This is a genomic window from Halorussus rarus (assembly GCF_003369835.1).
Classification (GTDB): domain Archaea; phylum Halobacteriota; class Halobacteria; order Halobacteriales; family Haladaptataceae; genus Halorussus; species Halorussus rarus.
In genome coordinates this window covers 1018666-1041455 of record NZ_QPMJ01000001.1, presented here as the reverse complement: position 1 = coordinate 1041455, position 22790 = coordinate 1018666, and the positions used below count along the sequence as shown (strand labels likewise).

At 65.5% G+C, this 22790-nt stretch carries 22 protein-coding genes and 1 tRNA gene; 9 read left to right on the top strand and 14 right to left on the bottom strand.

Going from position 1 to position 22790, the window contains the following annotated elements; all coding sequences use genetic code 11:
* Positions 1–51: 51 nt before the first annotated feature.
* Entirely contained in the window at positions 52–2328 is a 2277-nt protein-coding gene (locus DVR07_RS05225; protein ID WP_115795696.1) for a hypothetical protein, read from the bottom strand.
* Between the two features lie 107 nt (positions 2329–2435).
* Between DVR07_RS05225 and DVR07_RS21990 the strand changes: the two genes are divergently transcribed.
* Both DVR07_RS21990 and DVR07_RS05215 read left to right on the top strand, forming a co-directional pair.
* Positions 2436–2771: a type II toxin-antitoxin system HicB family antitoxin gene (locus tag DVR07_RS21990; protein WP_193570014.1), complete on the top strand. Its 336-nt coding sequence runs from the start codon at positions 2436–2438 to the stop codon at positions 2769–2771.
* 694 nt (positions 2772–3465) lie between these two features.
* On the top strand, positions 3466–4785 hold the full coding sequence (locus tag DVR07_RS05215) for a tyrosine-type recombinase/integrase (protein ID WP_115795695.1): 1320 nt from the start codon (positions 3466–3468) through the stop codon (positions 4783–4785).
* Positions 4786–4816: 31 nt separating this feature from the next.
* Here the strand turns inward: DVR07_RS05215 and DVR07_RS05210 are convergent, their stop codons facing one another.
* The 4 genes from DVR07_RS05210 to DVR07_RS05195 all read right to left on the bottom strand — a co-directional run bounded on the left by DVR07_RS05210 (position 4817) and on the right by DVR07_RS05195 (position 9123).
* Positions 4817–5941, bottom strand: a complete 1125-nt coding sequence (locus DVR07_RS05210; protein WP_115795694.1) for a tyrosine-type recombinase/integrase — start codon at positions 5939–5941, stop codon at positions 4817–4819.
* A 221-nt stretch (positions 5942–6162) separates the two neighbouring features.
* Positions 6163–6237 (bottom strand) — tRNA-Glu (locus DVR07_RS05205).
* 372 nt (positions 6238–6609) lie between these two features.
* Positions 6610–7782, bottom strand: a complete 1173-nt coding sequence (locus tag DVR07_RS05200; RefSeq protein ID WP_115795693.1) for a helix-turn-helix transcriptional regulator — start codon at positions 7780–7782, stop codon at positions 6610–6612.
* A gap of 186 nt (positions 7783–7968) precedes the next feature.
* On the bottom strand, positions 7969–9123 hold the full coding sequence (locus tag DVR07_RS05195; RefSeq protein ID WP_115795692.1) for a metal-dependent hydrolase family protein: 1155 nt from the start codon (positions 9121–9123) through the stop codon (positions 7969–7971).
* A gap of 158 nt (positions 9124–9281) precedes the next feature.
* Between DVR07_RS05195 and DVR07_RS05190 the strand changes: the two genes are divergently transcribed.
* Positions 9282–10022 carry an SDR family oxidoreductase gene (locus DVR07_RS05190; RefSeq protein WP_115795691.1) on the top strand — a complete coding sequence of 247 codons (741 nt, stop codon included), beginning with the start codon at positions 9282–9284 and terminating at the stop codon, positions 10020–10022.
* Here DVR07_RS05190 and DVR07_RS05185 read toward each other — a convergent pair.
* Positions 10019–13129, bottom strand: a complete 3111-nt coding sequence (locus tag DVR07_RS05185; RefSeq protein WP_115795690.1) for an FAD-binding and (Fe-S)-binding domain-containing protein — start codon at positions 13127–13129, stop codon at positions 10019–10021. The genes DVR07_RS05190 and DVR07_RS05185 overlap by 4 nt on opposite strands.
* A 121-nt stretch (positions 13130–13250) precedes the next feature.
* Positions 13251–14252 carry a DMT family transporter gene (locus tag DVR07_RS05180; protein ID WP_240147436.1) on the bottom strand — a complete coding sequence of 334 codons (1002 nt, stop codon included), beginning with the start codon at positions 14250–14252 and terminating at the stop codon, positions 13251–13253.
* A gap of 261 nt (positions 14253–14513) precedes the next feature.
* Here DVR07_RS05180 and DVR07_RS05175 point away from each other — a divergent pair, with 261 nt between their 5' ends.
* Positions 14514–14999 (top strand): Lrp/AsnC family transcriptional regulator, encoded by a 486-nt coding sequence (locus tag DVR07_RS05175; RefSeq protein ID WP_115795688.1) that lies wholly within the window; start codon positions 14514–14516, stop codon positions 14997–14999.
* Between the two features lie 18 nt (positions 15000–15017).
* Here the strand turns inward: DVR07_RS05175 and thyX are convergent, their stop codons facing one another.
* Positions 15018–15761 (bottom strand): FAD-dependent thymidylate synthase, encoded by a 744-nt coding sequence (gene thyX / locus DVR07_RS05170; RefSeq protein WP_115795687.1) that lies wholly within the window; start codon positions 15759–15761, stop codon positions 15018–15020.
* A 116-nt stretch (positions 15762–15877) separates the two neighbouring features.
* Between thyX and DVR07_RS05165 the strand changes: the two genes are divergently transcribed.
* A complete protein-coding gene (locus tag DVR07_RS05165; protein ID WP_115795686.1) occupies positions 15878–16453 on the top strand; it encodes an MBL fold metallo-hydrolase in 576 nt (191 codons plus the stop codon).
* A gap of 83 nt (positions 16454–16536) precedes the next feature.
* Positions 16537–17103, top strand: coding sequence for a Rieske (2Fe-2S) protein (locus tag DVR07_RS05160; protein ID WP_115795685.1), 567 nt, complete (start codon positions 16537–16539; stop codon positions 17101–17103).
* Positions 17104–17106: 3 nt separating this feature from the next.
* Here the strand turns inward: DVR07_RS05160 and DVR07_RS05155 are convergent, their stop codons facing one another.
* Both DVR07_RS05155 and DVR07_RS05150 read right to left on the bottom strand, forming a co-directional pair.
* Positions 17107–17925, bottom strand: coding sequence for an ATPase (locus tag DVR07_RS05155; protein ID WP_115795684.1), 819 nt, complete (start codon positions 17923–17925; stop codon positions 17107–17109).
* A complete protein-coding gene (locus DVR07_RS05150) occupies positions 17922–18200 on the bottom strand; it encodes a DUF5827 family protein (RefSeq protein WP_115795683.1) in 279 nt (92 codons plus the stop codon). The genes DVR07_RS05155 and DVR07_RS05150 overlap by 4 nt, the downstream gene beginning before the upstream one ends.
* Before the next feature lie 170 nt (positions 18201–18370).
* Between DVR07_RS05150 and DVR07_RS05145 the strand changes: the two genes are divergently transcribed.
* Entirely contained in the window at positions 18371–18802 is a 432-nt protein-coding gene (locus DVR07_RS05145) for a DUF7522 family protein (protein WP_115795682.1), read from the top strand.
* A 60-nt stretch (positions 18803–18862) separates the two neighbouring features.
* Positions 18863–19177: a DUF167 domain-containing protein gene (locus DVR07_RS05140; RefSeq protein WP_115795681.1), complete on the top strand. Its 315-nt coding sequence runs from the start codon at positions 18863–18865 to the stop codon at positions 19175–19177.
* Positions 19178–19259: 82 nt separating this feature from the next.
* On the opposite strand, the gene sod is transcribed toward DVR07_RS05140, so the two are convergent.
* The 4 genes from sod to DVR07_RS05120 all read right to left on the bottom strand — a co-directional run bounded on the left by sod (position 19260) and on the right by DVR07_RS05120 (position 22101).
* A complete protein-coding gene (gene sod, locus DVR07_RS05135; RefSeq protein WP_115795680.1) occupies positions 19260–19871 on the bottom strand; it encodes a superoxide dismutase in 612 nt (203 codons plus the stop codon).
* Between the two features lie 208 nt (positions 19872–20079).
* Positions 20080–20712 (bottom strand): superoxide dismutase, encoded by a 633-nt coding sequence (locus tag DVR07_RS05130; protein WP_115795679.1) that lies wholly within the window; start codon positions 20710–20712, stop codon positions 20080–20082.
* Positions 20713–20830: 118 nt separating this feature from the next.
* Positions 20831–21361, bottom strand: coding sequence for a hypothetical protein (locus DVR07_RS05125; RefSeq protein WP_115795678.1), 531 nt, complete (start codon positions 21359–21361; stop codon positions 20831–20833).
* Entirely contained in the window at positions 21358–22101 is a 744-nt protein-coding gene (locus DVR07_RS05120; protein ID WP_115795677.1) for a DsbA family protein, read from the bottom strand. The genes DVR07_RS05125 and DVR07_RS05120 overlap by 4 nt, the downstream gene beginning before the upstream one ends.
* A gap of 193 nt (positions 22102–22294) precedes the next feature.
* On the opposite strand from DVR07_RS05120, the gene DVR07_RS05115 reads away from it, so the two are divergent.
* Positions 22295–22777: a peroxiredoxin family protein gene (locus DVR07_RS05115; protein ID WP_115795676.1), complete on the top strand. Its 483-nt coding sequence runs from the start codon at positions 22295–22297 to the stop codon at positions 22775–22777.
* Positions 22778–22790: the final 13 nt, after the last annotated feature.

The following is a 22790-nucleotide window of genomic DNA, read 5'->3' as shown; positions in this document are numbered from 1 at the left end:
AGTTGGTACTTTCGTGAAACAAACCCGATTATATCGCTAATTAAGGGCCGGTCAGCTGCCAAGCAATCGTGCGAAGAAGCCAGTCGATTCGCTATCATCCACGTTGTCTTCCGAGCCGCTATTTTGCTGGGTGGTATCAGATTCTGTCTTAGTAGCACCATTCAGTAGCTCGTCAACCGAGTACCCGATCCACTCAGCGAATTCCTCTGGTGCGCCGATATAGACGCTTGTGGACGATTTCTCGGACATGAATCGTTTGGGGAGGCGCTTCTCGTAGTCGTACACCTCATACTCTTCGCGGTCGAAGTCAGCTGTGATGGCATTCGGCTCCGGCTCGAACGTGACACGGCCGCCTTGGATATCCCGCTGCCATTTCAACCGACCCGTATCATACGTTTTTTCGGCCGGCTCGTCAGCGGGGAAGTACTCGGGTTGCTCTCGACCCGCTTCGTCGTAGAATTCGCGGACAATGCGGCGGACGTCTTCGATAGTACCGTTCCCGTCAGTCCACGGTTGCTCGGTGAGCATCCGGCGGGCCACGTAACTGAAGATCGGGTTCTGCCGTTCTAACACGTCCGAAAGGTCTTCTTGCGCTTCGCGGAAGCCTGGGTCTTCCGGGTTGGAGGGGAAGGAGACATCCATGCTCAGGATTTTCATCCGGTTCCGGAACTCAGATTTCGGAAGCGCGTCGTTCGTCGTGAAGATGAGGCACGGCTGATCGACGCTGGTCGGCGTCCAGTCGCCCCAGTAGTTCCGAATCGGGCTCCACCGCTGGATCTTCTCTTTCTCCGCGTCGATGATTGCGTACGGGAAGCACGTGTCCCACTCGCGGACGCCACGGACCTCCTTTACGCCGACCTCGTCCGCGTCGACACCGGAGATGACTGTGTTGTCGGAGACGAGTCGAAGAATGTACTCGGTGAGCTTGTCCTTCCCTGCGTCGCTCTTTCCTTCGATGTAGAGATGCTGGAGGACGTTATCCAGCGTCCGCGACGGTGACGAGAGGGCTTCAGCGTACTGGTTGGCGAACGGAGCCCAGAACCCGTAGAGGAACGCCTCGTACATCTGCGCCATTACTGCGGTCTCGGACTGCGTGTGGCCGTGGTTCTCGACGGTCTCGATGTAGTCCTCGATGGTTTCGAGGCAGTGATCCAGGACTTCGGGCGTCGGCTCGTCGGTGGCGACGAGAATCATCTCGTCGTCCTCGCCGATCACGACCTGCTCGGCCTCCGGAAGGACCGACATCGTCGGGATGGCCGTCGATTCTTTGACCTGATTGTTGTACGCGCTCAGCGGCGCGGTGATGCTGTGGTCTTCGACGGTCGCACCGCGGTCACGGAGACCGGCTCCGAACTCGTCCGCGGTATCCTTGTCCACCTTGCTAGTTCCCATCCGAATCTTCTCGTCGGGTGCGCGAACCCGCGGCCGGTCAAGCGTATCCGTCAACTCCGTTTCGTGGTCCGACTCCACGAGCCCGACATCCGGCGACTGGTCACTGTCCACATCCTCGTCGGACTCTTCCTCACCTGTCGAAGTGTCTGGTTCGACGACGCTGCGGTCTGCGTTCTCGGGTTCTTCGACGAACGCGACCGTCTCGTCGGCCTCATCGGGATCGTCGACGACGGCGGTGACCTGGTCGGCGACGTCTTTCAGATCCTCGACGGCATCCTGGTTCAGGGCGGCCGTATCACTGACGTCGAGGTCGCCCGCACCGACCCAGTACTCGATGCGGTTCTCCCGCTCCTCCGGCGAATCGGCCTCCTCCAGCGCTTCAACGAGCCCCTCAAGGAGCGTCTGGTCGCTGTACCCCTCGCGGTACTCGTCGATAAACCGCTCGAACTCCTCGTCCAGCTCAGTCCCGACCTCAGTCGTGAAGACCGAGATCTGGTTCGTGTGGTACTCCCACGAGTTCCGCGAGAGGTTCGCCGACCCCTGTACGAGCTTCACCGTGTCGTCCGGCATGACGATCCGGTAGATCTTCGAGTGGACGGTCTTCCGATTCTTCAGTCGAACGGTAAGCCGGTCGTCTTGCCGAAGTCGGACGAGAGACCTCGCCGTCGAGACTTCGCTCACTTGGTCTGCGTAGTCCTCGGCGTTCCCGATGAGTACGTCCAGCGACCCGATGTCGTACTCGGTCAGCATCTTCACCATCAGCTCGGGCGTCTCCGCGTACGTCACCGCATCCACGTGACGAGCGCCTTCGAACAGGTCGAGGAAGTCGTCTCGTTCTTTCACCATCGCCAGGCGGTACTTCGCAGCACCCGATCCGTAGAACTCCGGCATATCCGCGAACCTGTCGAACGAGATATTCGCTCTCAGTTCGTTCATAAAGGAGGCATTCACCTAACACGAATAAACCCCTGCCACAGAGTGATAGGGTGGTGCACTCTAACCGTACCCGGAGACACTTACCATTCCTCGCTGTTGAGAAAATCATGCCGACGATTACGATTGAGCGAGAAGACGATTGGTTCGTGATTACGGACGAAGAGACCGGAGTGACGACGCAGGGAGAGACGAAACTGGAGTCGTTGCTGATGTTGGCTGATGCACTCGCTGGCTACGAAGACGCAGATGAAGACCTGCTAGCGATGGCACTCGACGTGTTCGTTCCCGAACCGGAGGCCGAGGAGTTGGTCGCTGAATTACGCGGTGACGAGTACGAGCCTCCGAATGTGTCTGAGGAACAGATTCGGAAACAACGTGATGCTACGCTACGACTGGCGAAATCCTACAGGACTACGGACTACGGACTACTCGGATACGGATAATCTTGAGATGCTGTATTCGCTATTTAATGACTAAATTCTCGATTTCTTAGCCCTGCTGCTGGCTAATCTACGCGAAGCTCCTGAGAAGCGGTTGCTAAAGTCGAGTGGAATGACGGAACACCCGTTAGATCTAATCTATCGTCTTCCGTAGTTCCGCATACCGGTTCGTACATACTGAGACGAGTACATATCTGCCTACTCATTGGTGTTCGCCAGTGGGTACTGAGGTACCTGTGTATGTACCTGAGTACGTACTTAGCCGTGTACATGGCATCGACGATGGGATCTTTGGAGGGCGATTGTTTGTCGAGGGCATTGTTTCGACGGTCGTTTCAGGCAGTCTCTGCTGTCACAATATTCCCGGCAATTCCTGATGGGATTCCGCCAGATAGCCCGCCATCGGTACCGCCAGAAGGAGATGTGGTTTTCTAGTATCACTTTTAGGCCGGTATCGATATTTCGTTAACGGCCAGACGAGGGTATCTCTTTCCGGGAAACGGATCGCTTCACGGGATTACAAACATTCCATTGTGGAGACCGGTAGTGGCGTAGGATCGGTTACCGTATTCCCCAAACAGAACTTACAGACCCTGAATAGGGCGATTATCCGGGGAAGGATACATTCGATGGAAGCACCGGAAGCGGTTGATTACGAGGGTACTTACATGACCGGTCCATTTCCCGGTGTGCTTCGATGCCAGACCACCAACCAAAACCGATCACGAACGCGCTTGCGGAGTCACTCAGTGACGACGCGAGCAGAGTACAGCGCGATCTCGACGAGTTCTACAACTGGATGCTGACGAAGGGGAAGAACCCGAACCGACGACAGCCGCTGTCATCGTCGCTGTCGGAGAACTATCACGCACGCGTTGACCAAGTCTTCAGATTCGTCATCGACCGCTTTAACCCATCGGACCCGACGGAACTCACGCACGATCAGGCGGATCTGATCGTCAAGTGGTTGGACCGTGACGAAATCTGCACGCAGAGCGGTGATCCGTACTCGGAGACGAGCAAGCGGAAGTTCGCTGATGCGCTCCAGAAGTACTTCGCGTGGAAGCACGACCAGAACGGGGCAGAGAAATGGCGGCCGCGGATCAACTTCACTGACGGTGAGCACGAACACGCCGACAAACTAAATTTCAAAGAGCGTTGGCAGGTTCTCCAAGCGGCAAAGGAGTACGGTTCGCTGCCATCGTACTACGAGACGTCCGAGGAGGAGCGCGACAAGATCGATAGTCTAGTCGCGCAGCGACTCGGGAAACCGAAAGCCGAAGTCATGAGAAAAGACTGGGAGCGCGCAGACACCAGCAATAAAGTCGGTTCGCTCATCGCCGTGGCCCTGGAAACGGGGATCATTCCGATTGAGGTCAAGCGAGCGCGTACGGACTGGTACGACGCGAAGCGGAACATCCTCAAAATCACGAAAGAAGATGCCGGCAAAAACCGCCCGACTACAGAACTGCCGCTAACAGAGCGAACTGGCGATTTGCTTAGCAAGTGGATGCAAGAGCGTCGCCACTACGAGAAATACGACGGAACGAACCGTCTCTGGCTCAACCGTGACGGGAACCCGTACAATTCGAAGAATCTCTGCTACCTACTCAGGCAGCTCTGCGATGAAACTGGCATCGACCGCGAGAACCGGAAGATTGTGTGGTACAGTCTCCGGCACAACTTGGGACAGTCAATCGAAGAAACAGAGGACGTGTCGCAAGCACGCGATCAACTTCGCCACGAACACATCGAGACTACGAAGCAGACCTACGGTGAGTCCACCATCGAGAGCCGACGGCATACGCTCGAAAAAGTAAACGAAACCGCACGGCGAGCGGTCGAGGAAGAGGGGTTCAATCCCTATGCGGACGAACCAGACCAATCAACTCCACAGCCCCAGGAACACTCCACCACATCATCGGAGTATAGTTCTCCCAATCACATCGATGCGATTGTGGATAGTCGAGAGCAGCGTGTTGACTTGGCGCGAAAATTGTTGTCCGAGGACGATTGAGAATCGGTCACCTAGCAGCTAGCTGAGATTCTCACCCCATCCGGTCTAATGCGTCCTGACGATCCTCCACGGGCGCTTGGTCGTACTTCATCGTCGTCTCTGGACTCTTGTGCCGGAGTTGAGCTTGGGCTGCGGCGAGATCTTCCTCTCTGGTCATGTAAGTACCAGTAGAGTGACGTATTGAGTACCAACTCATTTGTCGGTTTTCGTATGGGATGTCCGCCTGATCGCAGAGCCGGCGGAGGACCTTTCGCAGTGAGGCTGACCCGTAGGTGTTGCTGAACCGGGTCAGCCAGAGCTTGTCGGTATCGTCGTACGTCGGGTCGTTCTCACGCTGCTCAAGCCATCGGTCGAGCGTCTCGGCCGTCCGGTCCTGAAGACCCACGATCCAGTGGCCGGTGTTCTTCGAGGACTGCTCCTTCGGGATACGCAACACGGCGTTCTCGATATCGACCCAGCCCGTCACGGCACGCTCGACTTCGATTGGACGCAGTCCTGCGTCGAGACTCACCGAGACGAGACTCGGAATCTTCCAGCCGTTCGCCTCGTCCCAGTCTTCCGGCGTCACTTCGGATTTCGGTTTCTCGAAGCGCTGGGCGAGGTAGGCCTTCCACCGGTCGCGCTCCTGGGAATCGAGGCCCTTGTACGACGGGACGCTTCCGTATTCGAGCGCGGCTTCTCGAATCTGGCCGCGTTCCTCGCGGGTCAGGTAGTCGCGCGGCGTAGTCGTCTTGTGACCGGTACTGAAGGACAGCTCCGGGTCCCACTCGTCTAACCCGTGTTCGTGCTCGCGCCACTTGTACAGCATCAGTAGCGCCTTCCGGCAGTTGTCCTTGTGGGCGTTGCTGTGGTCCTGCTTGGCGAGCCATCTCAGGTATGCGTCGGCGTGGTCGTGCGTGACGGTCGTCGTGTATCCGTCGCGGTCCCACACCCATCGGTAGAACTGGTCCATTCGGTGGGCGCGGTTCTTGACGGTAGTGCGTGCGTAACCCTCGGCTTTCTTGGGGTCTTTTCCGAATACGAGCAGCCATTCGAGGCACTGCTCGCGCTGGTTGCGGTAGTCGATCTGTTGGCGTTCGTTGAGGAGTTCTGCAGAGGGTTCGGGGACGACCGTGATTCCCTCTAGAGGGGTCGTTGCCTCGTCGGCGTTCTTCATTGCCTGCCACCTCGCGGGGAACCCAGGTGCTTGCCCGTCGATTTCACCCAATCGCCAGAAGGCGCGGGGTTCAGTACATCGAAGGTAATTGCCGCCGCTATTTGGCTAATCGCAAGATGGCGGCAGGTTCGACCGGTCCATCGAAGGTAATTGCCCGTGAACATGCGTTGGTTTCACCATTGTTCACGGACGAAAACTGCATGACGGGAGAAGGATGGAAGTGCTCCGTCAGGGATTCGAACCCTGGTCCTTGCCGTGAGAGGGCAAGATGATTGGCCGGACTACACCAACGGAGCGTTCCGTTTCACGTCACGCTTCGAGCATCGACGGACCGTATCCGTCTCCGCAACGGAGCGTACCTCGTGTCTGCACTCAATCGTAGTCGGACGGACTGTTTAACAGTTGCGCTTTCATGCCGCCGTGTCTCGGTTCCACACGCGTGGCCCCGACCCTGAACTGTTCATCCGAACGAAACCGCGGCTTTACGTCCGTCGCCGTCTCGACATGCTCAATTACCAATCAGCGAAAACGGAGGTGAACGATGCGGCCTAGTGGAAGAGTCAACGATCACACTGCCAAGCGCACGCTCGTAGCCGTCGATTCGCCGGAATCCACGAAGAGAGGGGCCGGCGTCGAGACGCCATCGTCGAGGACCGCTCGTAGCAGGACTACTCGCCTTCGAGCGGCGACCCGGCAGCGTCGGGCTCGTGACCTTCGAGGCTGATGATGTTCTCCCGACCGACCCGGAGTTTGCTGATGTCGCCGTCCTCCTCCATCTCCGAGAGGAGCATGCTCACCTTCGACTTCGACCAGCCGGTCTCGTCCACGATGTTGACCTGCTTCATCCGGCCGCCGTTCTCGTCGAGCAGCTTCTTGACGCGGGCCTCGTCGGTGAGCAGTTCCTCGTCGCTGACCGACGGTTCGGCCGCCGTCGACCCGCCGTTTCGGGTGGCGGTCGCCCCGCCGTCGTCGTCGCCGGGGTCGTCGGCGTCGGCCGCGAACGACCCGAAGTCGCCCTGCCGCCAGGCGAACGCGGCCGCCAGTCCCAGCAGGACCACCACTGCGGCGACGAACATCATCAGCAGCGGCCAGTCGTCGCCGGCGGGCTGCTGGCCGGCGCCCGGCGCGGTGGTCTCGTCGGAGTCTCCGCCGCCGGCGGATTCGTTCGTCGTCGTGGTCGTGGTCGTGGTCACGGTGACGGTCCCCCGAACCGGCTGGAACGTCACCCGCGGCCGCTGGTCGATGAAGTCGCGTTCGCCCTGCCAGGTCACCGTGTCGCTCGACCCGAGGTCGCTACCCGACGGCTGGGCCGGCGCCGCGGGCTTGACCGCCTCGAACTTGAGGCCCGGTCCGGCGTGGATCACCAGCGACTGGTTCGGGCCGATGTAGAGCCCGCCCTCGAACACGTCGCCGATCATGATGTTGTCGCTGTTGTCGGCCGAGTAGCCGAAGCCGGTCCACTGGAACGACATCTTCACGATGCCGAGGTTGTCGTTGAGACCGCCGACGTCTGCCGTCTTCGAGAAGCCCTCGGCCTCCATCACCCGGTCGGTCGTGTTGTGGCCGGCACTCGTCAGCTGGCGGCCCTGGCGCCTGAAGTCGGTGAACAGCGCCGTCGAGTTGTTGTTGAACTCGTCGGCGAACTGCTGGAACTGTTGGCGCTCGGAGTCGTTGTCGAGCCGCCGCTGGTAGGTGAACGACCACTCCGCCGTCCCGTTCTCGAAGACGGTGATGTGGAACTCGACGCTGTCGAAGTTGTCGGTGGCGACGAGCGTCTGCGGAGCGCCGGCCGCCTCGCTCGACGCGGTGCTCGACGTCTGTGCGGCGGCAGCGCCCGGCATCTTCGCAGCGGCAGCGCCCGATGTCTGCGCGGCGGCGGCGAGTTCGCGCGAGGAGTGACTGCCCAAAACCGTCGCTACGGGGGCCGTCCCGACGAGTAACACGACGACAAGGGCGACAGCCAGCAGCCGTCTCATGTACCTTAACCCTCCATTGCCCGGTATAAAAGACCTTTTGACGTGGGCCTGTCACCGGACCGCGGTTCCACGCCGCACGACGCGGGCCGGCGACTGCCAGGCGGTGACGTCCGACAGGGGGTCGTCGTCGAGGACCACGAGGTCCGCGCGAGCCCCCTCCGAGACCGTGCCGACGTCGTCGAGTCCCAGCAGGTCGGCGGCGTTGACCGTCGCGGCCTCCAGCGCCTGGCGCTCCGAGAGCCCGTGGTCGACCATCAGTCCGAGCTCCTCGGGGATGTCGCGGTGGTAGTTGAACGGCGTGCCGGCGTCGGTCCCCATCGCGATGTCGACGCCGGCGTCGAGCGCGTGGTCGAACGCCTCGGCCCACGCCTCCTTGGCCGCCTCGGCCTTCTCGACCGCGAACTCGGGGATGCCGGCCTCGGTGCCGGCGTCGACGATGCCGTACAGCGCCTTCGCGGTCGGCACCCAGTAGGTTCCCCGGTCGGCCATCAGTTCGGCGGCCTCGCGGTCCATGAACGTCCCGTGTTCCACGCTGGAGACTCCGGCCCGGACCGCGTGCTTGATGCCGGCGGTGCCGTGGGCGTGGGCCGCGGTCGGGACGCGCTTGGCCTCGGCGGCCGACACGACGGCCTCGAGCTCCGCCTCGTCGAGTTCGGGCGCGCCGGTCAGCGCGCCCTCGGTCAGGACGCCGCCGGTCGCCATGCACTTGACCACGTCGGCGCCCCGCTTGAGTTGCTCGCGGACCGCCTTCTTCACCTCGGGCACGCCGTCGGCCTCCCGGCCGAACCAGTGGCCGTGGCCGCCGGTCATCACGACGTTCTGCCCGCAGGCGAGGACCCGCGGGCCCTCCAGCACGCCCCGCTCGACTGCTCGACCGGCGTCGAGCGCCACGGTCCCCGCGGCGCCGAGGTCCCGGACGGTCGTCACGCCCGCGTCGAGCGCGTCCCGGAGGTTGGCCGCCGCCCGGTAGGCCAGCGCGGCCTCCCCGTCGCCCTCTACGGTCGCGGGGTCGGCCCGGCCGTCCATCATGAGATGGACGTGGGCGTCCACAAGTCCGGGCGCGACGAACTGCCCGCCAACGTTGATCTCCTCGTCCGCGTCGTCGGGCGCGTCGCCGACCGCCGTTATCTCGCCGTCCTCGACCGCCACGTCGGCCTCGCGCCGCCCGTCGGCGTCCACGACCGTCCCGCCTCGAAGAACGAACATGCCACCGTGTTGATTCGCCGACGCATAAACTCCGTGGTACCGGCCCGCGCACTCTCGGCCGTCCTTCCCGTCGTTAGCCTCTGCTTATCGCGCCGACGGCCCGCCGCAAAACGCCCGCCGACGAAAGAACCAACGTCCTCGCCGTCACATCTCGGGGTATGGCAGACGACCCCCTCGACGGCAAGGCGGCACTGGTCACGGGCGCGAGCTCCGGCATCGGCGAGGCCGCGGTCCACGCGCTGGCTCACGACGGCGCGGACGTCGCGCTGGCGGCCCGACGAGAGAAGATCCTCGACGAGGTGGCCCGAACGGTCGAGGACGAGTACGGCGTCGAGACGCTAGTGGCTCCGACCAACGTCCGCGACGAGGACTCGGTCGAGGGGACGGTCGAGGCGACCGTCGAGGAGTTCGGCCGGCTCGACGTGCTGGTCAACAACGCGGGGCTCGCCCGCGGCGACTCGGTGGAGGAGATGACCACCGGCGAGTACGACACGATGATGGAGACGAACGTCGACGGCGTGTTCTACGCGGCCCGGGCCGCCGTCCCCCACGTCCGGGAGACGAAGGGGAACCTCATCTTCGTCGGGAGCTTCGCCGGGAAGTTCCCCCGGCCGTTCAATCCGGTGTACGCCGCTTCGAAGTGGTGGGTCCGCGGATTCGCCCACAGCCTCGAGGGCAACGTCGGCGACGACGGCGTGGCGGTGACGGTGGTCAACCCCTCGGAGGTCCGGACCGAGTTCGGGTCGGCCTACGGCGAGTCGTTCGCCGAGCGGTTCGACGAGGGCGAGGTGACCGAACCCGAGGAGGTCGCCGAGGCCATCGCGTTCGCGGCCCGCCAGGAGAAGTCGACGGTCAGCGAACTCGACATCTACCGGCGGGACAAGTTCTCGGAGTTCTAATCCCTGACGGCCTCGGCGACCTTCTCGATCGGGTGGGGCGGCTCGCTCCGGAGCCCCTCCCAGTCGCCGAGCTGGGCCCGGCAGGACGCGCCCGGCGCGACAACCGTCTCGCCGCCGCTATCGGCGACCTGCTCGAACAGGATCTCGCCGATCTGTCGACTCATCGAGTAGTGCTCGGCCTCGTAGCCGAAGCTGCCGGCCATCCCGCAGCAGCCCGAGTCGAGCTCGTCGACCTCGTAGCCCGCCTCTCGGAGGACGCTGGCGGCGTGCGTGTCTTTCTTGGTCGCCTTCTGGTGGCAGTGACCGTGGTATGTCAGCGTCTCGTCGGGCGCGTCGAACGACAGGTCGAGGTCGAAGCCGTCGAGGTACTCGCAGACGCCGTACGTGTTGGCGGCCACGCGCTCGGCCGCGGTCGCGAGGTCGTCCGGGTTCGCGGTTGCTGCGCCGCCGTCGCTGGCCGCTCCGGCCTCCGCGTCGGCCACCCCGGCCTCCGGGTCGGCGGTCCGGGGCTCGGCGTACTGCTCGCCGGAGCGACTCGCTTCGGGGCTCTCGTCGCCGCCGAGCAGGTCGAGGTAGTCCGACTGGAACATCACCGCGTCGGAGGGTTCGACCACCACGACGTCCCAGCCGTCGCGGACCTTCGGCGCGAGCGCCTCGACGTTGGTCCGAGCGCGCTCGCGGGACTTGTCGAGAAAGCCCTTCGAGTGGGCGGGTCGCCCGCTGTCGGTCACGCCGGCCGGCAGGCGGACGCGGACGCCCGCGGCTTCGAGCACCCGGACAGCAGCCTTGCCCGCCTCCGGGTGGTTGTGTTTGGTGTAGGTGTCGGGGAACAGCGCGACTTTCCGGGTCGCCTCCGACTCGGGGACCTGCGGGCCGCCGCGGGCAGCGAACCAGTCCTCGAGCGTCTCGCGGTGGAACGTCGGCAGCGAGCGCTCGCTGGCGATGCCGACGGTCTTCTCCATCACCGTCCGGGCGCCGGGTACCGCGCTCGCCCAGTTCGAGACCGGCGCGAGCGCGCTCCCGACCTTCGAGAGGGTCCCGATCTCGGCGAACAGGCGCTCGCGCAGGCTCGCGCCGTGCCGCCGGTGGTGCTCGTGCTCGATCTCGGCCTTGAGCTTGGCCATGTCGACCTCGCTCGGGCAGTCGCGGGCGCAGCCCTTGCAGCCGATGCAGAGGTCCATCACCTCGGCCATGAACTCCACGTCGAACTGCTCGCCCTCGGGCAGATCGCCGGACATGGCCTGCCGGAGCAGGTTCGCCCGGCCCCGGGTCGCGGTGACCTCCTCGTCGGCCGCCCGGTAGGTCGGGCACATCACCCCGCCGGTGGTGTCCTGGCCGCCGCGACAGCCGCCGCAGCCGTGGCAGAGCTCGACCATCCCCTGGAAGCCGTTCTCGTTCTCCCACTCGAGTTCGGGCGCGAATCCGGCCGAGAACTCGTAGTCGGGGTCGAACCGGAGGTTCTCGGTCATGTCGTGGTCGCCGCAGACGTTGCCCGGGTTGAGCAGCCAGTCGGGGTCGAACGCGGTCTTGAGGTCGCGGAAGACGTTCCAGACGTGCTCGCCGTAGAGCTTGCGGTTCCACTGGGTCCGGGCGTGGCCGTCGCCGTGTTCCCCGGACACCGACCCGCCGTACTCGACCACCAGATCGGTGGCGCGGTCGGCGATGGCCTCCATCTGGTTGATGCCGGCGGGCGACTTGGTGTTCACCAGCGGCCGGATGTGGAGACAGCCCGGGCCGGCGTGGGCGTAAAAGCTGGCGAACGTGTCGTTGTCTTCGAGGACCTCCCGGAAGTCGGCGACGTACTCGGGGAGGTTCTCGGGCGGCACCGCGGCGTCCTCGATGAACGAGATGTGCTTGGCGTCGGAGGTCCGCGAGAGCAGGATCGGGAGCCCGGACTTCCGGAGCTTCCAGAATCTGGCGCGCTCGGCGTCGTCGTGGGCCTCCAGCGCCTCGAACGCCAGGTCGCCCGCTCGGTCGGCGAGCAGGTCGGCGACCTTCTCGCGGCCGTCCGCGTCGTCCTCGGCGTAGAATTCCACGAGCAGCACCGAGTTCGTTCCCTCGGGGAGCATCCCGACCACGTCGGCGAACTCCTCGGTGTCGCGGGCGAGGTCGACGAGCACGTCGTCGAGCACCTCGACCGCCGACGGGTCGTGCTCGAGGACGTGGGCCACGTCCTCCATCGCGTCGAGCAGGTCGACGTAGGCCAGCAGCGCCATCGACTTGGTCTCGGGCACGGGTTCGAGACTCACCTCGGCCTCGGTGACGATTGCCAGGGTGCCCTCGCTGCCCGCGAGCAGGCGGGCGAGGTTGACCGTGCCGGACTCCGCTTCGTCGACGAGTCTGTCGAGGTTGTACCCCGAGACGTTGCGCTTGAGCTGCGGGTACACCTCGTCGATGGCCTCGGCCTCCTCGTCGAGAATCCGGGCGACCTCGGCGTAGATGCGCGCCTCGACGTCGCCATCGGCGTCGCCGCGGGCGCGGAGGTCGTCGACGGCCACCTCGCCGAAGGTTGTCACCGTGCCGTCCGCGAGCACGACCTCGCACTCCTCGACGTAGGCGTCTGTCTTGCCGTACTTCAGGGAGTGGGCGCCCGTCGAGTTGTTGCCGATGGCGCCGCCGAGCGCCGACTTGTCGCCCCACGCCGGGTCGGGCGCGAACTTCAGTCCGTGCGGAGCGAGTTCCTCGTTGAGTTCGCCGAGCACCGCGCCGGGCTGGGCCCGAGCGGTCGGGGTCTCGGCGTCGGGATTGACGTCGAGCACGGCGTCCATGTACCGGGTGAAGTCGAGGACGACCGCCTCGTTGACGGCCTGGCCCGCGAGGCTGGTGCCGCCGCCCCGCGGCAGCACCGGAATCTCGCGGTCGGCGCAGTATGCCATCACCGCCGCCACGTCGTCGGTGTCGGTCGGGAACACGACGCCGATGGGCGTCATCTCGTAGGCGCTGGCGTCGGTGGCGTAGAGCTGCCGGGAGTAGCCGTCGAAGCGGACGTCGCCGTCCACGCGCTCCGCGAGATCCGAGACGAGCCCCGGCCGGACCGACTCGTCGGACCGGTAGTCGTAGTCCGCGCGGGCGTCCAGCGCCGGGTCCTGCGCGTCGTGGGTAGCCATGCCGCGGCGTACGGGAGGGGAGCCGAAAAGTGGTGGGTTCGTTCGGGGGATTCGCCGCGACGCCGGCCGCGTCTTGAGGCATCGCTGCACCGCCGCACCGCCGGCCGCGAGAGCCGTCGCGTCAGTCGTCGGCGGGACCACTCGAGGCGGACCACGCGCCCTCGCCGGCGTCCGACTCCCGGTGCTTCGCGTCGGGAGTTCCGGCGCGCCCGAGCGACCCGCGCAGCGACGTCGCGAGCGCAGTCGGTCGGACCGACTTCCAGAGCGACCGCATCGCGTCGCGGTGGAGCACCGCGAACCCGGCGAAGATGGCGGCGAAGCCGGCGACCGTCGAGGTCGACACCACCTCGCCGAGCACCGCCCAGCCCGCGAGCGTCGCCACGACCGGTTCGAGGTAGCCGACCAGGTGGAGCTTCGTCGGCCCCATCCGGTCGAGCAGCCGGAAGTACAGCAGGAAGGCCACGACGCCCGAAAACAGCGTCAGGTAGGCCAGCGACGCCAGCGCGGTCGGCGTCGGCCGAATCGCCGACAGCGACTCGCCGCGCAGCCCGCCCCAGCCCAGCAGCAGGGCCGCCCCGCCGAGCATCGACCAGGCCTGGAGCGCGGCGGCCGGCAGGTCGGTTCGGAGCGGCCTGGTCAGGACCCCGCCGAGCGCGAAGCAGGCCGCGCCCAGCAGGACCAGTCCGACGCCGACGACGCTGGTCGAGAGCGCGCTCGCGGGGTCGAAGCCGGCGACGACCGCGACGCCCGCGACCCCGACCGCGAAGCCGAACCCCTCGGTGAGCGTCAGTCGCTCGTCGAGCACCGCGGCCGCGAACCCGGCGGTCAGGACCGGCGCGAGGCTGACCACGACGGCTGCCACGGCGCCCGAGACGTTACGTTCGCCGAGGTAGAGCAGGCCGTGGTAGCCCGCGATGACCAGCGCGGCGACGACCCCGACCGCGAGGTACTCGTCGCGCGCCCGGGGGCGCCAGCGGTCGGTCGCGACCGCGGCGTAGCCGAGGATGATCGCGCCGGCGGCGGCGTACCGAATCCCGGCGAACGCCAGCGGCGGGAAGTAGTGGAGGCCGATCTCGATGGCGGTGAACGACCCGCCCCAGAGCGTTGCGAGCAGTACGAACATCAGCGGTAGAAGTGGGAGTCGACTCCCAATATCTCTCGAAATCATGGTTCTGTTACAACCGTCGTATTTCGTCGGCCTTAAGCCCTTCTACAAGAGTTTGATAGAAATTTGAACTGGAATCGAAATACCGGCAGTGATTGAGAATATACGCCCTCCTTCTGAGTCAACTTCGACAATGAATGACGGTTAAATTACCGTTCTCGGCGGGACTCGCGACGAGGGACCCGCCGTTAAGTAGACGGGGACGTAACGTGACCGTCAATGGACGAGCGCGACGTGACCATCCTGAAGGCCATCGCGGACCTCGGCACCGGCAGTCCGGAGCGACTGAGCGAGGAGACCGACATCCCGGTCTCGACCATCCACTACCGGCTGAACAACCTCCGGGAGGAAGGCGTCATCGAGAACGACCTCTACGACATCGATCTGGAGAAGGCCGGCCTCGGCGTCACGGTCCTGGTCGAGGTGCTGGCCGACTACAGCGACTCCTACGAGGAGTTCGGCCAGAAGCTGCTCGACGTCGAGGGCGTCACCCAGGCGTACTTCGCCATGGGCGAGACCGACTTCATGCTCGTCGCCCGCCTTCCCGACAGCGACGCGGTCGAACGTCTCATCAGCGAGTTCGAGGCCATCGAGGGCGTCGAGCGCACCAACTCGACGTTCGTCATCTCGACGCTGCGGGACACCGACAACCCCCTGGAGAGCTACAGCCTGGAGACGCTGATCGAGGAACTGGCCGACGAGTAGGGCGGAGGGGAGGGACGTTCAGGGCGCGAGGCGGTTCTTCCGATTCTTCATGTTCTCCTCGTAGTACTCGAAGGTGATGGGACACCACTCGCTCGCGAGGTCGAGCACCTGCTCGGTCATCTCTCTGATCTCCCACTGGGCGTCGGCCGCCGCGCGCATGTCGGCGACGTGCATCAGCATCCGGGCGTTCATCGACATCACCATGTTGACCTCGGTCCCGATGGGGAGGACGAACCGGGCGTCCTCGGGCGGCATCCCGAGGTCGAGCAGTTCCTGGTAGTCCTCGACCGACCGCTTGACCGACTCCCGGAAGACGGCCTCGCGCTTCTCGACGGTCTCCTCGTCCACGGAGCCGGTCTTCTGGTTCCGGCCGACCCAGTCCGGGTCGTTCGCCGACGGGGGCGTGACGACCATCTCGCCCTCGCCGACGTCCGCGGGGTCGACCTCGTCGAACGCGACGTAGCGCATGCTCTGCACGTCGAAACTCGCGTGCCTGTGGCGGGTGATCTGGGCCATGCAGGACCGGCTGATGCCCTTCACCGCGAAGGTGGCCTGCGCGTGCTCGAAGGGACCGAAGTGGCCGTGGCTGAGCAGATGGCCGATGAGCGTCTCCTTCTTCTCCTCGACGTCGTCGCCCTCGATGGAGTCCATCGTCTCCTCGAACGACTGGTCCCCGAGCCAGTCGCTCATGTAGTCGTTGCGCGCCGCCGAGCAGATTACCTCCTCCGGGTCGTCGGTGGCCTCCAGCAGTTTGACTTCCATGGCTGTGAGGAGGTGGGTCCGGCCACATAAATCGAACTCATCGACCCGTCGCGTCCCCGGCTCCACCGCGAACGCACAGCGATACCCACAAACCCCCGCCGCTCCAACTGCCGGCCATGATAACCAACCTCGCCCGCGACGTCCAGGCGTTCACGAGCAACGCGTTCCTCGTGGAGGGCGACCGCACGGTGCTGGTCGACACCGGGTCGAACTTCGACGCGATCGGGAAGATCCGCGACCGGGGCGCCGACCTCGATGCGGTAATCCTGACCCACACCCACCACGACCACGTCGGCAACCTCGAATCCGTGACCGAGGCGTTCGGCGTCGAGACGTGGGGGTTCGACGCGAGCCTGTCGGCCGTCGACAACGCCATCGCCGACGGGGAGACGGTCCGCCTCGGCGACCACGACTACGTCGCGCTCCACACTCCCGGCCACAAGAACGACCACCTCTGCTTCCACTCGGCGGACGCGAGCGTGCTGTTCGCGGGCGACCTCGTCTTCCAGAACGGCGGCTTCGGCCGGACCGACCTCCCGGAGGGCGACCGGAACCGGCTCATCGAGAGCATCGACCGGGTGCGCGAGACGATAGACGAGTCGCTCGGCGAGATGCACGTCGGCCACGGCCCGAGCGTCGCCACCGATCCCTACCGGGACGTGGAACTGGCGGCGAACGCGGCCCGGATGTAGCGGTCGCGGAATCCCGTAGACCGCAGCACGCCACCGCAGGGACCTCTCAGAACGTTTAACTCTCCGGAGTCGTCACTCCCGGTATGGCCGACGGAGCGCGACTGACCGCGACGGAGACCGTCTACGAGTCGGGGTCCTGGCTGTTCACCGTCAGGGACCGGTACGACGAACTCGACGAGGTCATCCTCGTCCCGTGCGAGGACGACGGCGACGAGTTGGAGACCGACGGCGCGCGAACCGACGGTGGCGCTACCACCGAGGACGGCGGGTCGTCCGCCGACCGCGGCGTCGAGGCGTGGGTCAACCGCTGCACGCACGAGGCCCAGCGGCTCGACCGGGGGTTCGGCGCGGCGATGCGCGACGGCCAGGTCATCTGTCCGAAGCACGGCTCGATGTTCGACGCCTGCTCGGGCTACTGCGACAACGGCGAGGCCGCCGACACGACGCTGGTCTCGGTCGAGGTCGCCGTGGAGGACGGCGCGGTCTACCTCACCGACGACGGGTACGACTACGTCCACGAGGGCAGCATCGAGGACGGGGAAGACGAGGAGAGCGATGAAGGGACGGACGAAACGGGCGGGAGCGACGACGAGGACGACGGGGGCGACGATGACGACATGCCGAGTTCGACCTCCCACATCGGCTTCTGACCCTCAGTTCTCCGCGACCGCGAGGAGGTCGGCGTACGCCTCGTCGTAGGCCCGCGCGACCGCGGCGGGGTCGCGCCGGTCGCCGTCGGGGAGCGCCGACAGTCGGACGGTCGCCTTCGGCTCCGCGAGCTCGGTCACGTCCGCGGCGTGGACTTCCAGCTTGCCGTCCCGGGGGCTCCCGCCAGCGACCTCGCAGGCCTTCAAAAACCGGTCGCCGTCGTAGGCCCGCATTCGGCCGGGCTCGACCACGGCGACCGCGTCGAACCCGAGTCCCCGGATCGGAAGCGCCACGTCGGCGTACGACTCCACGACGGCCGGGCGGCCCGTCTCGGCCTCGACGTCCCGGATGCGGTCGGCGAACCCCTCGAACATCGGGAGGTGGAGCCGGCGGGTGATCTCGTCCAGTTGCTCGACCGATTCGACCGCGGGCGCGTCGTCGAGCGGGAGGTTCCGTCGGGCCGACTCGGGGACGTCGGCGCCGGCGTTCACCACGAACGACTCCCCGACCCGGTCGAGCACGAACTCCCGGTGGGCCTGTCCGACCAGCCCCGTGTCCGGACCCGGCGAGGGGCGCCAGAGCCGGTGGACGGGGTTGAGGTCCTCGGGGTCGTACTCGCCCGCGCTCGCGGCCGCGAGTCGCTTCGCGTCCTTGCCGTAGAGCCTGCCGTCCGCGACCGCTCGCCGGTAGTCGTCGTGGTCGAACCAGTAGTCGTTGCCCGCGCGGGGCTTGAACCCGACGCCGTCGAGGCGGTCGAGCAGGCCGGCCGAGAACGTCGTCTTGCCCGCGTCGACCCGGTCGGCGCCCGCGACGAGTATCCTCATCGGTCGTCGTCGGGCTTGAGGCCGTAGTAACCCGGCTCGTCGTCGCTCTCCGGTTCGGCGATGACGAGGTCGGCGGCGTTGTTCATCACCCACGGGATGGCCCAGTCGAGCAGGATGTCCTCGGTCTCGGCCTCGATCTCGGCGTCGGGGTCGAGCCCCTGGAGCAGCCGGGCGATCTCGTAGACGGTGTACATCGCGTCGGCGTCGAGCAGTTCGTCGGCGGTGTAGAAGTCGCAGGGGTGGAGCTGTTCGAAGTCCGACTTGGGTTTAGGCATGTCCGGCCGTACGGCCGAGCGCGGCGTAAAACGTTCGTCTTTCGGCGACCGTGCGTGCGTTCATTTGGCAATCGGTGGCCAACGCCGGTCGTCTGAACCCCGAGTCGGCTCTCGTCGCGGCAGCCGAAGTCCTAATTTTTATGCATGGTGCCTTCTCATGTTTCGTATCGATGGGAGACGCTACCGAGGAGCGTAGGCGGGGCGCCAAGTCGGCGCTCGTCGACGCGTTCTCGATGTTCGAGGGCGACGCCCTCCGCGACGTGTGGTTGTTCGACCAGCGCGACCACGAGGAACTGTACGTCCGCGAGGACGTGTGCGACAAGATCGCCGACGTCGACGTCTCGCAGTTCGTCGACAACGAGCGGTACGGCTTCGTCACCCGCGAGACCTACAGCGACCTCCACTACGCCTCCTACGAGTACACCGTGCGGGGGTTCGACGGCTACGAGCAGTTCCGGACCTTCCTGAGCGAGGGCGACGCGAAAATCGGCGCGTTCGGGAGCTTCGACCGGCGCGAGGGCGGCTACGACTTCGGCGCGCTCCACGACGCCATCGAGTCCGTGGTCGCCGACTACCCGGCGGACGCGTTCGCGCCGGAGTGATTCGACCCCGCGACAGCACGTGGCGGAGCCTTCTTCTCGACGCCCGTCCTACCGCCGAGCATGGCCACGGGCGACCCCGAGGACGCGCTGACCGAGTCGGGCGACGAGACGCTGGTCGCCTTCGACGTGACCCCCGGCGCGGCCGACCGGCGGGTCCCCGGCGGCTTCAACGAGTGGCGCAACCGCTTCGAGGCCCGGCTGTCGGAACCGGCCCGCGACGGGCGGGCGAACGCCGAATTGACCGACGCGGTCTCCGACCTCGCCGACGCGCCGGCGCGACTCGCACGAGGGGCGTCGTCCTCGAAGAAGACCGTCGCCGTGGCCGCGCCGCCCGACCGTGTACTGGCGGCGTTTCTCGCGGCTATCGAGGACTGAGATGGACCGCTGGGACGCTGCAACGGCTAGACTCGCGACCGTCCGGGAGTGTCGCGCGAAAGAAAAGCGGTAGCTCGAGAGCTTACTCGTGGTTGCCGACCGTCTTCTCGTACTGCTCGGCGACGTTGTCCCAGTCGACGACCTCGAAGAAGTTGTCGACGAAGTCGCCGCGGTCCGGACCGTAGTCGTAGTAGTACGAGTGCTCCCAGACGTCGAGCGCCAGGATGGGGTGTGCGCCCCACAGCGCGCCGTTGTCGTGCTTGTCGACCGCGAGGTTGCGGAGCTGCTTCGCGACGGGGTCGTAGACCAGGAGCGCCCAGCCGCCGGCGGCGCTCGCCGCGGTCTCGAACTCGCCCTTCCAGCCCTCGTAGGAGCCGAAGTCCTCCTCGATGCGGTCGAGCAGGTCGCCCTCGGGTTCGCCGCCGCCGTTCGGGGACATGTTCTCCCAGAACAGCGTGTGCAGGTAGTGACCCGAGCCGTTGTGGGTCACGTCGCCGAGCGCGCCCGCGGTGCCGCCGTAGTCGCCGCTCTCGCGGTTCTCGGCCAGCGTCTCCTCGGCGCTGTCGAGCCCGTTGACGTAGCCCTGGTGGTGGGTGTCGTGGTGCCACGTGAGCACCTGTTCGCTGACGTGTGGCTCGAGTGCGTCGTAGTCGTACGGAAGCGGTGGCAGTTCGGGGTTGGATCGCTCGGACATAATTGAACCTCCAGTAGTTAGATGTCACTTCACGGTGTTAAACCTTGAGAAGTCGACTGCTAACATCCCTCTAGGTCGGTCCCGAATCCGGCCGCAAGGCTATCTCCGTGGCGTTCTGCCGCCGACCGGTGAAATCGATTAAAGTAAGTTTAGTTAGGTTTCCGCCGGCCGTCGACCGGGTCGGTCAGACTACGACGAGCCGTCTCGACTAGTGCGTCTGGGTCTGCTTGGGAATCGTGTCGGCCTGTTGTGCCTGCTGGTAGCGCTGCTCGACGTCGTCCCAGTTCACCACGTCCCAGAAGTTGTCGACGTAGTCGCCGCGGTTGTTCTCGTACTGGAGGTAGTAGGCGTGCTCCCAGACGTCGCAGACCAGCAGCGGGGTCGCGCCCTGCGGGTGCTGGTTCTGGTGGTTCTCGGCCGCGGCGACGATGGGCTTGTCCGCGATGTGGTCGTACACCAGCATGCCCCACCCGGAGCCCTCGACGCCCTTCGCGGCCTGCGAGAAGTCCGACTTGAACTGGTCGTAGCCGCCGAAGTGCTCGTCGAAGGCGTCGGCGACGTCTCCGGAAGGTTCGCCCCCGCCGTCGGGGTGCATGTTCTGCCAGAAGACGGTGTGGTTGACGTGGCCCGAGAGGTTGAACGCGAGGCTGCGCTTGACCGACCGGACGTCGCCCCAGTCGTCGGAGCCCCGCATCTCCTCGAGTTTGTCGAGGGCGGCGTTCGCCCCGTCGACGTACCCCTGGTGGTGCTTGTCGTGGTGCAGCTCCATGATGCGCTGGTCGATGGCCGGTTCGAGCGCGTCGTAGTCGTACGGTAGCTCAGGTAGTTCGTAAGTAGCCACTTTGTCTCTCCCCCGTCTCTCGGGGCAACGGCCACGGGGTTAAGCTTTAAGCGAGTGGTCGAGATGGCGATATGCGGGTTCGCGGACACGCAGACCGCGACCCGAGGCCCGGCGCCGGTCAGACCCTGCACTCCCGGGGATCGCCCGAGCGCGCGAGGAACCCCAGCAGGAGCGCGATACCGCCGACGCGCAGCAGGTCACCGTGGAAGGGCAACGCCGCCATCGCACCGGCGAACCCGAGGAACCCGAGCAGGCCGGCGCCGCAGCTCGCACACCCCGAGGCGACGAGCCCGGGGAGCACGCCCAACAAGTCCGAGGCGCTGGACACGCCCGCCGTCCTGACCTGCCCGGCAGTATTGATCACGGCGACCCCGGTGAGTCCGGCGTACACCGCGATCAGCCCGAGCCCCGTGGCGCCGTTGGTCGCGTAGGTGTTTTGCGTCAGCAGAATCAGCGTCTCGTCGAACCAGTGGAGCCCGGCCCCGAGCATCTGGAGCGACATCCGGGGGAACGTCGAGAGGACCAGCAGGACGTACGTCGCGGTAGCGACGACTCCGGTCGCGACCGCGCGCCGACCCGACCCGAACGGATAGGTCAGCGCCCCGCGAAGCCGGCCGCCGAGCCGGTCGGCTAATTCGGCCCCGGTCATGCGTTCTTGACCTGCTCGATCGCGCTCTCGAACCGCTCGTACGGCTGCGCACCGACGATTCGTCCGGCCTTGTCCGACTCCGTGTTGTAGAGCACGAACCCGGGCGTGGCCGAGATGCCGCTGTCGGTCCCCGCCGACACGTCGTCGCCGACCGCGCTCTTCGCCCACTCGGTCTCGTTCTTCCTGCAGTCGGTGGCGACCTCGGCGTCGAGGCCGTCGATGTCGTTACCGATGTCGATGAGGTTCGGCATCGTCGCCCACCCGGAGTTGGGCTTCTCCTGTGCATCGAACACCGCGGCGTGCCAGTCGAGGTACGCGCCGGGGTTCGACTCCTTCACTTGCCGCCAGACGCACTTGTCGAGTCGGGCGGCAGTCGTCGACGCCTCGCCGATGTTGGGGAACTGGAGCAGGACGAGCCGAATCTCCCCCGCGGCGACGTGGTTCTCCAGCAGCTTCGGAAACGCGTTCTCCTCGAACCGCCCGCAGAACGGGCACTGGTAGTCCGTCCAGTAGTAGACGTCGACCGGGGCATCGCTCGACCCCAGCACCGGGTTGGCGCTCAGGTCGATGCCGTACCCGGTCTCGGCGGTCGAGGCGCGGACCTTCGTGTCGGTCAGCGCCGACGCAGTTGTCGTCGTCCCGGAGCCCGAGCCGGTGAGTGTCGAACAGCCGGCGAGACCCGAGAGGGCGGCCGCGGCGGTGCCGGTCAGGAGAGTCCGTCGAGACGTCTGGCTCGTCATCGTTCTTGTATGTGATTGGGGGATTCATACATTATTCGGTCGCAGCAACGGCAATCGGCGCTCGTCCTGATCGTTCGACCTGTCGGACGAGTCGACCACGTAGACTCCCGCGCCGCTCCGTTCCGCGTCACAGAGCGCGGCCGGTTCCGCCGTGGTCGCAAACCGCTTTGGACTGGCTACCCTCCGGTCGGACGTGACACTCGACGGTTCCGAGGCGCCAGACTTCAGCCTCGAAAGCACGTCCGGCGGCGAGGTATCGCTCGAAGAGACGCTCGACTCCGGGTCGACCGTCATCCTGATAAACCGCGGCCACTGGTGCAGCTTCTGCGCCGAGCAGTTGGCGACGTTCGGCAGGGTGTACGAGGACCTGCGCTTCAACGAGGGCGTGGACGTCCTCCCGGTCGTGACGAGCGAACTGCCGGAACTGGTCGAGATGCGCGACCGCTTCGACTACAACTTCCAGTTGCTCGCCGACCCCGAGGGAGAGGTCGCCGAGCGGTACAGCGGGACCGAGCAGACCAGCCACGGGCTGACCGGCGTCGCGGGGACCTACGTCGTCGACACCGACGGCGTCGTCCGGTACGAGCAGGTCGCAGACCACCCCGCCGACCGGACCTACGGCAACTGGGTCCGGTACTTCATCCGGAACGACTTCGAGGACCCCTTCGGCGAGTAAGCGGTAGCTCCAG